This is a genomic window from Chitinophaga niabensis, assembly GCF_039545795.1.
GTDB classification, from domain to species: Bacteria; Bacteroidota; Bacteroidia; order Chitinophagales; family Chitinophagaceae; genus Chitinophaga; species Chitinophaga niabensis_B.
The window spans coordinates 5,983,001-5,997,406 of record NZ_CP154260.1 but is presented as its reverse complement, the minus strand read 5'-3'; the positions used below and the strand labels follow the sequence as shown (position 1 = coordinate 5,997,406).

Genomic DNA, 14,406 nt, shown 5'->3' with positions numbered 1-14,406 from the left:
CCGGTATCGCATGAGAGAATCTTCATTTATTAAAAGGAACCTGCACCGCTGGAAAAAGATCCAGGAGGAACCCACGGAAGACCCCGATGAGATGGCAGAACGCTTTACCGGATTGCTGGACGACCTGGCCTACGCCAAAACATTTTATAGCCATAGTAAGGTTACCCATTACATTAATGGCCTGGCCGGGGGCATATTTCAACGTATTTACAGCAGCCACCAGGGGGAAAAGAACCGGTTCTCCAATTTCTTTTACTACCAGTTGCCGCTGCTGATCCGCAAACACCACCGCCTTTTCCTGTTCACTTTCTGTTATTTCCTGTTGATATGTATTATCGGGGCCTTTTCTGCGGCCCATGACGAAACTTTTGTAAGAGGGGTGCTGGGAGATGATTATGTAAATATGACGGAACAGAACATTGCCAATGGTGATCCCTTTGGTGTATATAAAGATCAGAATCCCGGGTATATGTGGCTGCGGATTGCTTTTAATAATATTAAGGTGAGCATGTTCTGCTTTGTTTTCGGGGTGGCCCTTTCTGCAGGAACCCTGTGGGTATTGCTGCAAAATGGGATCATGCTGGGCTCCTTCCAGTACTTCTTCTTTTCAAAAGGCCTGGGTTGGGCTTCTGTATTGGTAATATGGGTACACGGCACACTGGAGATCTCTTCCATCATCATTGCCGGAACGGCAGGCATGATACTCGGCAATAGCATCCTTTTCCCCGGAACGCATACCCGGAAGGATTCTCTTAAAAGAGGGGCAAAAGAAGGACTGAAGATCATCGTAGCGCTGATCCCTATATTCATGGTAGCGGCTTTCCTGGAAAGTTTCATTACACGCCATACTTCCATGCCTGTTGCTATCAGTATCAGCATACTGGCACTTTCACTGGCTTTCATTGTGTGGTATTTTATTATTTATCCTATCAGGGTGCAGAAGCAGGGGTACCGCCTGAACACGGAAGGGAAACTGATCAAACCAATGCCATTATGAGGAGGCTCTTGTACATATGGTTGCTCCTCGCATTTTGCACTGGCGTGAAGGCACAGGAAGCAGATACTACGGTTATCTCAACAATAGATACGGCATCAGTAGAAGCTACACTGGAAGACAAACTGCGGGAGAAAAAACTGCCCCATTCCCTGTGGGACGATCAAAAACCGGGGGAATGGAATGAGGCCGCAGAAGGAAGACTTTCCAGGCAGGAATTACCCAAAGATAAAATAGAAGAACTGCGCAATATGAAAGCGCTGCAATATGAGCAGGCGTCTATCAAAAAGGATAGCTGGTGGCAGAATACGGGAGCCTGGGTGCGTGAGCACAGGGAATTTTTCCGCACGCTGTTATATATTTTACTGGGAATACTATTACTGGCATGCATCCTTTTATTCATCCGTAAAAACGATATCCGGTTCTTCCGTCGTTCCCATGAGGAAAAGGAAGAAGAAGGTACACACTCAACGGAAGGCCCGCAAAACTATGATGCATTGGCCCGCGCAGCAATTGCCGCAGGTGATTGGCGGGAAGCTGTGAGGATGCGTTACCTGCATTCACTGCAATTACTGGAAGCAAAGCAATTGATTGAGCCGGGCAAGGATAAAACAAATATGGATTATCTCCGTGAACTTGCCAGCACCGCCTGGTATAAACCCTTTGCTAAGCTTACCCTGCATTATGAATATGTATGGTATGGGCAGCAGCCGCTGAATAACGGGCAGTTTGCACAACTGGAAGAACAATTTTCAGCGTTTAAAACATCTTTAAGATAAAAATCCGTGAGAGCAGCCATCATCATAACCATCTCTATCCTTACACTCGGTGTTATTTTCCTGCTGGCACTGGCAGGGATCAGCAACGTAACGGTGGAGGATAACAGGTTTTCACGGGAGCATATCACGTATAGCAGCCGGGATAAAAAGCCCTTTGGCAGTTATGTGCCTTATAAGCTATTGGAAAATTTCTTCGATAATAATAAGCCGAAAACCATCACCAAATCATTTGCGCATACCTACAGTAAGAACACACACTTCCAGGAAGCATCCAACGATGTATATATCATTGTTGCAGGCCGGCTCTTTGCCACACAGGAAGATGTGAATGCCATGTACAGTTATGTGAGTGCAGGCAACAGGTTGTTTATGGTGGTGGAGAAAACGGACTCATTGCTGGAGGCGGCATTTAACTTTACTACCACAGCAGACACCACACTTAAATTACCTTACGACATTGCTAAGCAGTCCTTCGTAAACCCGGGATTTGCGCCGGATACTTTTTTCTCCTCAAGAGGCATCTCCATGCTGGATGCCCTGGATAAAACGGATACGGCTATTACAACCATACTGGGTACCAATGCGCAGCATGCACCTAATTTCTTCCGCATCAATGCAGGTAACGGGCATTTGTTTGTGCTGTTGAACCCTATGACCTGGACCAATAATTTCCTGCTGGAAAAAAAGAACATCAAGGCGCTGGAGAACCAGATGGCCTACCTGCCACAATATCCACAGAATGTTTACTGGGATGAATATTACAAAAACCTGCGCTACCGGCAGCAAGGAGATTTCTCCAACTGGCAGGTATTAATGCGGCATCCCGCCCTTAAATGGGCTTTGTGGCTGGCGGTGTTGTTACTCCTGCTGTATGTATTGTTTGAGGGTAAACGCCGGCAACGGCTTATTCCTCCAAAACCGGCACTGACCAATACCTCGCTGGAATTTGCAGAAACACTGGGGCGCTTGTATTACCTTCATCACGACAACAGTAATCTTGCCCGTAAAATGATCCAGCATCTGCTGGAATATATCCGGAACCATTATTACCTGAACACGAGCCAGTTAAATGATGAATTTGTGCTGTTGTTATCCCGTAAATCAGGGCATCCGCACGAAGCAGTAGCGGAGATGTTCAGGCAGGTGCATGAATTGCGGTTGGCAGGCAGTGTTTCAGATAACGAATTACAACATTTCTATAATAGCATCTATCAATTCTATTTAAAAACGAACTAATGGAAGAAGTAAACACTTTTGAGCCGCGCACAGACCTTTCTGCTGTACATACAGCCATTGCAGCGGTAAAAGCAGAGATGGCAAAAGTGATCATAGGGCAGCAGCAGATGATAGATCTGCTTGTTGCGGGATTGCTTGCAAACGGGCACATCCTCATTGAAGGGGTACCCGGTGTGGCAAAAACCCTGGCGGCCAAATTACTCGCCAGCACCATAGATGCTAAATTCTCCCGTATCCAGTTCACGCCCGATCTCATGCCGGCGGATGTGTTGGGTACCTCTATCTTCAATCCGCAAAGCAAAGAGTTTGAATACAAGAAAGGCCCCATCTTCGGCAATATCATTTTGATAGATGAGATCAACCGGGCACCGGCAAAAACGCAGGCGGCTTTGTTTGAAGTAATGGAAGAACGCCAGATCACCAATGATGGGGTTCCACATTTCCTCAATCAGCCTTTTATGGTGATCGCCACGCAAAACCCGATTGAGCAGGAAGGTACTTACCGTTTGCCGGAAGCGCAGCTGGACCGTTTTTTATTTAAGATAGAAGTGAAGTACCCGCAGGTGCAAGAAGAGGTTGAAATATTAAAAGCGGCCAACCTGCAAAAAAGTGCGCATGTACTGGATAAAGTGGAAAGCGTGCTCACGGCCACACAGGTGCAGGACCTGCAAACGCAGGTGCGGCAGGTATTACTGGATGAAAAGCTGCTGCAATATATTGCCACGCTGGTGAATGAAACCCGGCATAATCCAAGTATTTACCTGGGCGCTTCTCCACGTGCATCCATTGCCGTGATGAACTGTGCCAAAGCCATTGCCGTGATGAACGGGCGTGATTTTGTAACACCGGATGATGTGGTTTATGTATTACCACATATTTTACGGCATCGTATTATGCTGACGCCGGAAAGAGAAATGGAAGGTATTACACCTGATGATATTATTGGAGAGATCCTTAAAGCCGTAGCAGTACCACGTTAATATGGAAGCGCCTGCAAGATTTTATTATTCGCTTTTCTTTCACACCCGGTTGTATCTGGCGCTGGGTGCGGTAGTGGTATTTTTTGTGGTAAGCTTTTTTGCACCGGCGGCTTATCCCTTTGCGATCATTGCACTGCTGGCACTAACGGCATTGGTGCTGCTGGACTTTATGCTGCTTTATGCAGCAGGGCCTGCATTACGGGCAGACCGCAAAATGGCGGAACGTTTCAGTAACGGGGATCAGAATGAAGTAAGCATCCTTATCCGCAATAACTATAATTTCCCGGTATGGATGGAAATACTGGATGAGTTGCCCTTCCAATTCCAGGAACGCGATTTTGTACGATATGGTTTTCTAAGGAGTAAAGAGGAACAGGCGTTTAATTATAATCTGCGTCCTGTGGAAAGAGGAGAATACCAGTTCGGCGCTACGCATGTTTTTGTGAAAAGCCCATTCAGCCTGCTCAGGCGGCGTTTTACTTTTAACCATCCGCAAAATGTGAAGGTATATCCTTCTTATATGCAATTGCGGAATTATGAATTATTCTCTTTCAAACATAAGCTCAACGAAATAGGTGTACATCGCAAACGTGCGATCGGGCATAGCATAGAGTTCGATCATATCAAGGAGTACACGATGGGAGATGATGTGCGCACCTTAAACTGGAAAGCCACTGCCCGCCGCGGGAACCTGATGGTGAATAATTTCACGGAAGAAAGATCGCAGCAGGTGTATTGTGTGATCGACAAAGGGCGGAATATGAAAATGCCTTTTAACGGATTGAGCCTGCTGGATTATGCTGTCAATTCTACACTGGTGTTCAGCAATGTGGCATTGCACAAAGGAGATAAAGCCGGCCTGATCACTTTTACCGGTTCGCAAACAGAGATACTGGCGGCGGGAAATAAAAAAGTGCAACTCAATAAAATACTGGACCAGCTATATGCCCAGACCACGCAGTGGACGGAAAGCGATTATGAGCGACTGGGCGTTAATTTGCGGGCTTCGCTTTCACAACGTTCCTTACTGATCCTCTTCACCAATTTTGAATCCGCTTCGGCCCTGCAACGCCAGTTACCTTACTTACGTCAGCTGGCTAAATATCATTTGCTGCTGGTAGTGTTCTTTGAGAACACGGAGATCAAAAAACTCAATGAGCAAAGGGCGACCGCCATAGAGGATATCTACATCCAGGTGATCGCGCAGAAGTTTGCACATGAGAAAAAACAGATCGTCAGGGAACTGGCGCAGTATGGTATTATGTCCTTACTCACTACACCCGAACATTTAACGGTGGATGTAGTGAATAAGTACCTTGAGCTAAAATCCCGCATGCTTGCTTAATTACAGCGGTTCTTCCTTCTCAAAATCTTTCGGGCCTTTGTTCCCCAGCTTGGTGAATTTGCGGATGTTATAAGTAATATTCAGACTGAGGTAGCGTACATTCTTCCGGTTATTGGAGAACTGCTCATAGTCTTTTGTTAACTCGTAGAAGTTCTTAACGGTAGAGCCGAAGAGGTTTTCTACGGTGAAGGACACATTCATTTTACGTTTGAATAAATTCACCTGTCCACGTAAACCACTGTTGAAACGGGCTTCCTGTTTACCCTGTGCATAGTAACGGGGGCCATTATACCTTCCATTCACAGAGATAGAGAATACACGAATGCGGTAGGCAGCCCAGATGGTAAGGTTAGAGGTCCATCCTTCCACATGGGCGAATTTAGCACTTACGGCATCTTTTCCTTCTTCTCCTCCATCCGTAGTGGTATTATAGTAACGGATACCGCCACTGATATTCATATTGATGGCGCCTTTGTTATTCTGTATGGCTTTAAAGAAGTGAGAGTTAAGGGTAAGATAGAAGTTACGGTCCTTCCTGCTGGCAAGGTTCACAAAAGTGCTGGTGTTGATGATGGTGGTATCATTGATATATTCCACTTTGGTATAGCGGGAAATGATATCACTGGCATCCTGTTGTTCCAGCCCGGCTTTGATCTGATGGCTCTTGACCTGTATGGTATATTCCATGCGGTAGTCCTTTGTAAAAGAAGGGCGCAGATTGGGATTACCTGTACGGATGTTGAAACTATCGGAAGTGTTCACAAAGGGATTCAACTGGTCTGGAGACGGGCGGTCCATATTCCGGTTGAAATTGAATGTGAGCTGTTGCTGTTTGTAATCATACTGGAAGTTGATACCCGGAGAGAAGTTCGTGTATTTGAAAGGAACACGGCTTCTCAGGGAATCCAGCAGGGCCATCTGGTTAAAGAACTGAATCCCCGGATTAAAGCGGAGGTTGGCCATATGATCTTTCCAGGGGCTGTAATTGATACCCAGCGAACTACGGATCTCATATGTTTCATTGTTGAAACGGTTGCCGGCGTATAGTTCTTCCGATTTGGAACCGGTATATCCTAAACGGCTGGTGAAGTTGTAACCGAGTTTCCTGCTGCGTTTTCCATAAGAGGCGCTTACAGCATAGTTCTGGTTGAAATCAGAATAATCTGTAGAAAGCCTGGGTGCAGGTAACATTTCAATATCGTTCACATTTTTGCGGCTGGCGAGGTTGAGGTTACTACCTCCGCTCATTTCCATGCTGCTGCTCAGGTCGTAATACTTTCCGTCAGAGAGCGGCTGACGGAAATGGAAGTTACCGCGCATGCTGAAATTGCCATTACGTCGTTTGTTCCTTTGCAGGGAAGTGTCTGCTGTTAACAGGTAGAAATAGTCATTGTTCCCATAACCGCTGCCGTTGTTCTTTGTAAAGTTGAAACCTGCTTCCAATTTCTTTTCCCGCTCTTCATATTCTTTTATATAGTTCCAGTCCGTCACGCCGCGGAATCCGTTCCTCCGGTTGATGTTATCCTGGGCCTTTTGCATAGTGGGCTTATGGGTATAATCACTATTGGTGCTGTTATTGGAACTGTTGCTGCCATCGCCCGTCCAGCCAAGGGTTACAGAGCCCCGGAGTTTTTCTTTCTCCGTGATCTTCAGTTCGTAACGGCCATTGAGGTTGTGGTTAAAGTTATAGGAGGTGCGGAAATTTTTCTGGTCCAGGAAAGAAGTATCTCCTCCCGGTACTTTCGGGAAATAGCTGCGGTTGAGATAAGAGCTGTCTGAATTATATACGCCGTTATTAAAATATGTTACCTGGAATGGTGCAAGGTTCAGATTGTAACGCATTTTAGCGTTCAGGTTCTTTCTGCTGTCCATACCAGCCGTAAAGGCTGCTGAATAACCTCTGAACTGGATCTTACGGGTAATGATATTGATGTAGCGGATATTAGTACGGCCTTCTACCAGTGCCTGTTCTGCTTCTACAGGGTCAGGCGGTACTTTCAGTACTTCTATCCTTTCGATCATGAAAGAGGGAAGGTTGTTGAGGTAGCTGTTGTAGTCCATACCGGTGAGGGCAATGGGTTTATCATCTACATAAAATTTCACCTTGTCCTTTCCTTCCATGGTGATATTGTTATTAGCATCTATGGTAATGCCGGGCACATATTCCAGCAGTTCCATACCCGTACCACCGGGCAGAAAGTTTTCGTCCGGCGTGAAAATGATACTGTCTTTGTTCATGGTGAACATCTTCTTCTGGCTCACGATGGTCACTTCTTTCAGGGTGCGGGTACCGGTTTCCAGGAGAATGGTACCCAGTTCCCAGAGTGTACGTTCAGCGTTCACTTTTACATTCACAAAGTAGGGGGCAAAGCCCATGGTGCCAATTCTTACGATATAACTACCATATACCACAGGTTTTATAATAAAAGCGCCCCGTTCATCGGCAGCGGCGCCGGTGACTACGGTGGAATCGTCCTCATTGAGCAAGGCGATGGTAGCAAATGGAATGGGTTCCTTGTTGGAGGCCTGCAAAACTTTTCCTTTAACGGTACCGGTTTCGGTATCCTTATTAGAAGGGGGTTGTTGTGCTTTTACTTCGCTAGCTAACATACATCCGAGCAGGCAAAGGCTTCCGAAAATGGTTGCAATGCTGCCATTTGGCTTGATATTCATCTAAATGATATATAGGTTGATGTCCGAAAATTACTACCCCGCATCCAGTAAATAGTAACAATTACACATAAGCGGGATAATCGGGATAAATGGTAGGGCTGTGTCTTTTTTTGTCTAATGGCCTCTTAGTTCTTCTGTTCGCGTAATTATATGACGTCAAACAGCCATAAATCCTGTACAGCAGTAGCAAGTTTTTTTAATAGGAGATAATTTTACGGGTATTTGGGGGAAGCCGTTGATCATTTCCTGATCAGCCGCTGATCGATGCGTTTCATCAGCTCATCGCGGTGATTTTTGCTGACGGGAATCTTATGTGTACTACAGGTGATCTCGTTGCCGGAGAAGGCCAGGATCACTGTAATTCTTAAAAAGTAATTGATAATCAGTAAATTGAACCGCCCCAGCCAGTAGCTGAGGCGGTTTTTATATGACAGGGAAATCATTGATATATAATATTTTGCCTGATTTTCAGTTATAGTACAAATCAAAATCCCGATCGCCCGTTCCTATGTTCCTAACGAAGAAGCATATACTATTTATTTCCACACAACTGCTTTTGATCGTATCAGGCAAGGCCCAGAATCTTGTACCCAATCCCAGTTTTGAAGACGTGAATATCTGTGCGGAATTTAATGCACCCTGTTCGCCATCGGCCTGGGAAAGCGTGGCGCCTGAAAGCATGAAGCTTGATTATATGTACAATCCTGTTACGGTAGCGGGGAATAATTTTATCAGGCTGGTATATGCTGCTCCGAACAGGCAACGCAATTATGCACAAACGCAACTGCTCTGTCCTTTGGAAAAAGGCCGCAAATACCGGATCACGCTGGTGGCAGGAAAAGATGAGGAAGGCATTCCCGAACTGGACTTTCATTTTGATACTGCTTATATTTTCCGGGAGTTTGCTAACCCTCTGGCTGAGTTGCAAACACACCTGAGAATGGAGGCGAAAGATGTGGTCAGATCAATAAAAGGCAGGGTCAATTTTTATACGTTTCAGCGCGAGTTCACAGCAGCAGAAAGTTATGGTTATGTACTGATCGGCAACTTTCAGGAAGGGCCTTTCAGTGCTGAGAAGATCTATAATTATGTAGACAGCATCAGCATTGCACCTGTAGGAGAACAAGGCCCGCTTTGTGAAAATGCCGTAAAGGTAAAGGCGCGTTTATATGAGCAACACCGCCGTCATGTGATCCCCGCCATTTTTTACCGGCGTTTGCAGGAAAACCTGCAAAGACCTAAGCTGCCCGTAAAGTGTATCACCATCCTTGTAAAAGACGAAAAGATCTTTACCGCCAGAGGCAGGGCTTTAGAGCCGGAAGCCGCAGCCAGGCTGGATTCCGTGATCCGGTTATATGATCCTGCAATTGGTATGAAAGTAACTATCACAGGGCATTCTGCTAAATCGGAATCATACAACTTCAATAAGGTAATGTCCATGGAAACTGCGCGGAAGATGGCAGATATACTGGTGTACAGGAACGGGTTCAATTATGATGATATTGCTATTGACGGGAAAGGCAATACCAGGCCACGCTTTGATGCTTCGACAGAAGAAGGGCGGGAAGGAAATACTTATGTGACGCTGGAATGGTGCATTCCGCAGTTGGGACCGGAACCGGAGATAGTGCAAACTATACCTCCCAAGCCGGATACACTGGTGATCCCGGATGTATTGTTCAAGTTCAATAGCAGCGAACTGAATGCAAAATTATATAGTTCGCTGGACAGCCTTATTCAGAAGATCCCAAGGGAAGGAGCTATACAACTGCAATTACTGGGGCATACAGATAATGTGGGGGCGGACGAATATAATCTTGACCTTTCCCGCAGACGGGCTATGTCAGTAGTGGATTATTTGCGGAAAAAGGGGTTAGAACAGTTCATACGGCATGTGGCTGGTATGGGAGAAGCCTCCCCTGTTACAGGAAATGATACACCTGAAGGCAGGAGGAAGAACCGGCGGGTGGAGATCATTATTTATAAGGGAGCAGATTAGTTTGAAAATTACCCAGGCAGGCAATTATAAAAAAAGGCCAGTCAACATTTGTTGGCTGGCCTTCAGTGTTTTTAAACAGTTCAAACATTAAGATTATTTTGAAAGGTAGGAGCGGAGCATCCAGGCCATTTTTTCATGCTGACGGAGGAGCCCTGTAACGAAATCGCTCGAGCCAAGATCTTTTTGTTTGTCGCTGAATTCAGTGATCAATTCCCGGAGACTACGGATGATGGTTTCATGATCATCCAGCAGGTTTTTGATCTGTTCAGATTGTTTGCTGGTATACTCAGGTTCCAGCAGGTTAGTGAGTTTCAGGAAATCTACCAGCCGGCCTGTGCTGTAATGGCCGATCATACGGATCCTTTCTGCTACTTCGTCAATGATCTCTGCCAGATCGCCATACTGTTTTTCAAAGAAAAGATGCATCTCAGAAAAATTGTCCCCTACTACATTCCAGTGGTAGTTGCGGGTTTTGGTATAGAGGATGTGTTCATCCGCTAACAATACCTGCAATTTGTCTGCTACTTCCTGTAAATGTTTCTCGGGTACGCCAATGTTTACTTTCATGATTATAATGTTTTTTTGGGTAAAAAATTTGACTCTTTATAATTCGATCAGGGCATAGACCTTATCATTCAGGTAACGCCCGCCGGGATGCATGGCCGAATAATCCAGGTTGATCCAGTACTCTCCCTTCATCTCATGATAATATAACTCTTTTACAGGGGGATTGTTGAATAAAAGCACAATTGCCTGCTTTAATACTTCAAAATCCTCCGCATTGCCACAATACAGTTCGGGATAGGCATGACCCCTGATCAGTACGATCCTTGTTCTGGCCCCGATAGACTGTAAACAGGAGGCTACCAGGATGGAGTGATCATCACAATCCCCGCCCAGCCCATTTCTAATGGTTTCCATGGGAGTGGCAAAGTATTCATCCCGCTGGCTGTCGTTCACGTATTTAAAATTCTTTCTAATATGAGACCAGAGGGAAAGGTACCGGACGATCTTCCCGTACTTGGGCCAGTATTCATCGAAATTGGCAACAGAATATTTAACGGAAAAATTGCGTACGGTAGAGTCCTGGTAATTGATCTTTTCCCGGATACCCCTTACCGTTTTATCCACGTAGGTTTCCACTTTGCGGGGATAGAAGCTCAGGATGTCCAGCTGTTTGCTATCCCGCGTACCCCAGTTGCCCTGTACCATACCCTGGTAGTCGTTCAGCACATTGGTAAAAGAGTAACGGCCGGTGAGGGAATTGAACACCATGATCCCTGCCACCAGTGCAAAAGCGGGAATGATCAGCGGTCTGAAGATCCATAAGAGGATGCGGGTGAATAAAAAAGCAATGAAGATGGAAAGGAACAGGTCTATGTGCCATTGACCCAGCTGAATAACAGGCATGAACCGGTTAATATATGGGGCCAGTGGCAGTAATGTCAATAGGCTCAGCAGGTTCAGCAGGAAGTGCTGGAAAGTTGTGTATTTGCTCTGGTCAATGGGCATTGCGAATATTAGTACCGCAAAATTATGCCAATTATGCCGTACGGAACCTTAAACATTTATTAAAGATCCGTACGGCTTACACAGCTGCATCAGAGAAAATGAGGTAAAGCCTGTTTGAAAGAAGTGCTTTCCCGTATAGATTCAATTTTCTGCAATGCGTCCTTCTTCTGCTTGTCCATTTGAAGGTGTTGGTATATTCGGTTAAGTACTCCGTAATTCAGGAGCGAGAAAATTTTGAAGTCGAGTTTCTGGGCCATATCCATAGCAGATTCCGCAGCGCGGATGGCTTTGTTGAAATCACTCTCCCGGTAATAGATGCTGGCAGCAATGATCTTTTGTAATGTTTCCAGGTGGCGGCCATTGAAGAAGTCAGTATTGTATTGTTTCAGGATCCTTTCCACATGGGTATTGATCCTTTTGGCGGAAGCGATATCTCCTGTATCCAGGTGGGCCTGTGCTTTCCAGCATAACATCATCAGGCGGAACGGGTCCGTTCTGTTGAAGAGAATGGAGGGATGTTCCTTGAACAAACGTTGTGTGAAGTTCAGTAATTGCTGAGGATCTCCCAGTAGCAGGAAGATGAAACAGATGGCGCGGTAAACAGCTTCCTCGCTTACTGTGAAAGGCTGTTTTTCCGGAAAACTCCAGCATTGTGCATAATGATAGATCTTCTCCCGGGCCGCTTCATTCATGATGCCGAACTTCAGGTATTCATAAATAAAGAGGAAGGCTTCATAAGGATTGATCCACATGGCCATAACGGCTTCATCTGCCGTGCAGAGCTTTTTAATATTCGCCAGTTCTACTTCACATTGTTCCGCATCCAGTTGCATTAAGGCCATTACAAAAAGATTACAGCGGATCTTCAGTTTGTCTTCCGGTGATTCCGCCATGCCCAGCAGCGTGTTCAGCATCTTCCGTTTTTTGAAATGGATGAAATCATCGCTGATGAAATTGCTGATGGGGTTCTTGCGGAAATAACCGGGAGGGAAGATCCTGGACAGCTGCGGTTGATGATTCCCTTCCTGCTGATAATGTAATACAACATATTCCAGCAGATGTGCTTTCCCTACAGTATTAAGCGGCTGCTGGAATATGTATTGAATTCCCTTCACCTGGTCGTTGGTGATGGCATAACGCAGTAACCATTTCAACACGGAGATACGGAAGGGTGATTGCGGGAAATAGTTGATCACCGTTTGCACCAGCTCTTCTGATAGTTCAGATCCGTGCCGTTGAATGAAATGCATGGCGGTAAAATATTCCAGCAGGAAATTATGGGCAAAGCGAACTTTCACATTGAACATGATCTCCTGGCTGAGATTTTCTTCCACCAGTATATTATCTGCAATCAGTTCCTTGTAAGCGGGGAACAGGTCTGCATTTTGATTAAGCAGTTTGCTTTTATCCGTGTAAAGGCCATCCTTGCCCATATCCAGCAGGAGCAACAGTTTTTCGATGATCTTTATTTTGAAGGTGTTGTTGGGAGAATTAAAAACACGGTTCAGGATAAACCTGGAGATGATCTCGTAGAGACTCAGGTTTTCATCTACAAACGACTGGTCAGGCGTACTGCTGAGCTGACAGAACAGTTGCAGGTAATATGGATGCCGCAGTTTTTGCAGGAAGTTTTCCGAAAACAATCTTACCGTGGCAGGTTCATATTCACAATTATAGAGTACGGATTTCACTTCCTGTTCTGTGAGCAGTGGTATATTGGTATTGGTCTCTTCATCCATTTCAGGCCCCAGGTACCAGTAGCGGCGGAATGCAGGATATTGGGTGGATTGTTGGAATACATCTCCCCATGTGCCTGACCGGATGGAGAGGATCACTTTTACCCAGGGATGCTCATCATTAGAGTACACAAAATCTTCCAGCTTGTTGTATAACATCTTCAATTTATCGGCGCCCATGGCCAATTCATCAAAGCCATCTATGATCAGTACTAGCCTGCCGCCTTTTTCATGTGCATTGGCGCTGAAATATTCCCGGAAGTTTTCACCATTACCAAGGTTCAATTGATTATCCAGCCATGCGGATAAAGAAAAGCCTTTTACCAGCAGGCTTCCGGCGGCATGTGCATTGATGAACCAGCAGATGTCCTGCTGGTATACAGGGTCCCTTCCAAACCAGAAATGCTCAGCTGCATGAACGAGTGCCATGGACTTACCCCAACCTGCAGGTGCAATGAACACAGTGGCGGCATAATCACTTTCCAGGAAGCGTTCAATATGAGAGAGGCAATACTGGCGGGGAACCGTGTGGTCAAAGGGAACACCGCAACGGTTCTTAAGCGTTAGCAGTGTATAATGAGAAACGGCTGCGGCACGTTTTTTTACATCGGCCCATCTGGAATGGTCCGTTTGTGCGGAGGGGCGCAAAGTTTTTTTATAGTAATGTGCCTGAAAGTCTTCCCAATCTTTGAACCGGCAATATTGTGCAAGTGTGTTTAATGTATAGCGTGAGAAGCTATGTTGTGTAACCGCAAAACCGAATACCCTTTTGAGGGTAGTCTCGCTAACAAGTTTGCCTGTTTGATTTAGGATGGCCTGTGCAAGGTGTTTGCATTGATTTGGTTGTAAGTTGTCTACCCCAAATTGCCGCAAGACCTCATTTTGTAACGTAATGATAAAATCGTAGGACAGGTCGATCATAAGGGAACAATTAATGGAACAAAAAGAATGAATTTAGATCGGGTACAATCGAGTAGATACGTAGAAAAATGAACATGTGGATTTAGGTTTTTAAAAATGGATAAACTGAATAGACTGCATTCTAATGAACATTGATGTATTTAGGTTTAATAATCAGGGACTTATAACAATAAATTGTGGCATAAATTTTTTATATTTTTTTCTTCATCATGAGTTAGGGACAAAAGCATC

Annotated in this window: 11 protein-coding genes; 6 read left to right on the top strand and 5 right to left on the bottom strand. The window is 45.4% G+C overall.

The window, feature by feature from the left end; genetic code table 11:
* Positions 1 to 10 precede the first annotated feature (10 nt).
* From AAHN97_RS23885 to AAHN97_RS23865, 5 genes are read left to right on the top strand one after another with little or no spacing between them, the layout of a single operon-like run.
* Positions 11 to 997 carry a stage II sporulation protein M gene (locus AAHN97_RS23885; RefSeq protein ID WP_343304622.1) on the top strand — a complete coding sequence of 329 codons (987 nt, stop codon included), beginning with the start codon at positions 11 to 13 and terminating at the stop codon, positions 995 to 997.
* Complete coding sequence (locus AAHN97_RS23880) at positions 994 to 1,773, top strand: DUF4129 domain-containing protein (RefSeq protein WP_343304621.1); 780 nt, start codon at positions 994 to 996, stop codon at positions 1,771 to 1,773. The genes AAHN97_RS23885 and AAHN97_RS23880 overlap by 4 nt, the downstream gene beginning before the upstream one ends.
* A gap of 6 nt (positions 1,774 to 1,779) precedes the next feature.
* A complete protein-coding gene (locus AAHN97_RS23875) occupies positions 1,780 to 3,009 on the top strand; it encodes a DUF4350 domain-containing protein (RefSeq protein WP_343304620.1) in 1,230 nt (409 codons plus the stop codon).
* Positions 3,009 to 3,989: an AAA family ATPase gene (locus AAHN97_RS23870; protein ID WP_343304619.1), complete on the top strand. Its 981-nt coding sequence runs from the start codon at positions 3,009 to 3,011 to the stop codon at positions 3,987 to 3,989. Before AAHN97_RS23875 ends, AAHN97_RS23870 begins: the two co-directional genes overlap by 1 nt.
* Before the next feature lies 1 nt (position 3,990).
* Complete coding sequence (locus AAHN97_RS23865; RefSeq protein WP_343304618.1) at positions 3,991 to 5,334, top strand: DUF58 domain-containing protein; 1,344 nt, start codon at positions 3,991 to 3,993, stop codon at positions 5,332 to 5,334.
* Here AAHN97_RS23865 and AAHN97_RS23860 read toward each other — a convergent pair whose 3' ends face one another.
* Both AAHN97_RS23860 and AAHN97_RS23855 read right to left on the bottom strand, forming a co-directional pair.
* Positions 5,335 to 8,007, bottom strand: a complete 2,673-nt coding sequence (locus AAHN97_RS23860) for an outer membrane beta-barrel protein (protein WP_343304617.1) — start codon at positions 8,005 to 8,007, stop codon at positions 5,335 to 5,337. It abuts the gene before it with no gap.
* Between the two features lie 239 nt (positions 8,008 to 8,246).
* Positions 8,247 to 8,450 (bottom strand): hypothetical protein, encoded by a 204-nt coding sequence (locus AAHN97_RS23855; RefSeq protein ID WP_343304616.1) that lies wholly within the window; start codon positions 8,448 to 8,450, stop codon positions 8,247 to 8,249.
* Between the two features lie 65 nt (positions 8,451 to 8,515).
* Between AAHN97_RS23855 and AAHN97_RS23850 the strand changes: the two genes are divergently transcribed.
* Positions 8,516 to 10,006 carry an OmpA family protein gene (locus AAHN97_RS23850; RefSeq protein WP_343304615.1) on the top strand — a complete coding sequence of 497 codons (1,491 nt, stop codon included), beginning with the start codon at positions 8,516 to 8,518 and terminating at the stop codon, positions 10,004 to 10,006.
* A 93-nt stretch (positions 10,007 to 10,099) separates the two neighbouring features.
* Here the strand turns inward: AAHN97_RS23850 and AAHN97_RS23845 are convergent, their stop codons facing one another.
* The 3 genes from AAHN97_RS23845 to AAHN97_RS23835 form a co-directional block, all read right to left on the bottom strand.
* A complete protein-coding gene (locus AAHN97_RS23845; protein ID WP_343304614.1) occupies positions 10,100 to 10,573 on the bottom strand; it encodes a Dps family protein in 474 nt (157 codons plus the stop codon).
* A gap of 36 nt (positions 10,574 to 10,609) precedes the next feature.
* Complete coding sequence (locus AAHN97_RS23840) at positions 10,610 to 11,518, bottom strand: transglutaminase domain-containing protein (RefSeq protein WP_343304613.1); 909 nt, start codon at positions 11,516 to 11,518, stop codon at positions 10,610 to 10,612.
* 89 nt (positions 11,519 to 11,607) lie between these two features.
* Entirely contained in the window at positions 11,608 to 14,175 is a 2,568-nt protein-coding gene (locus AAHN97_RS23835; protein ID WP_343304612.1) for an NACHT domain-containing protein, read from the bottom strand.
* Positions 14,176 to 14,406: the final 231 nt, after the last annotated feature.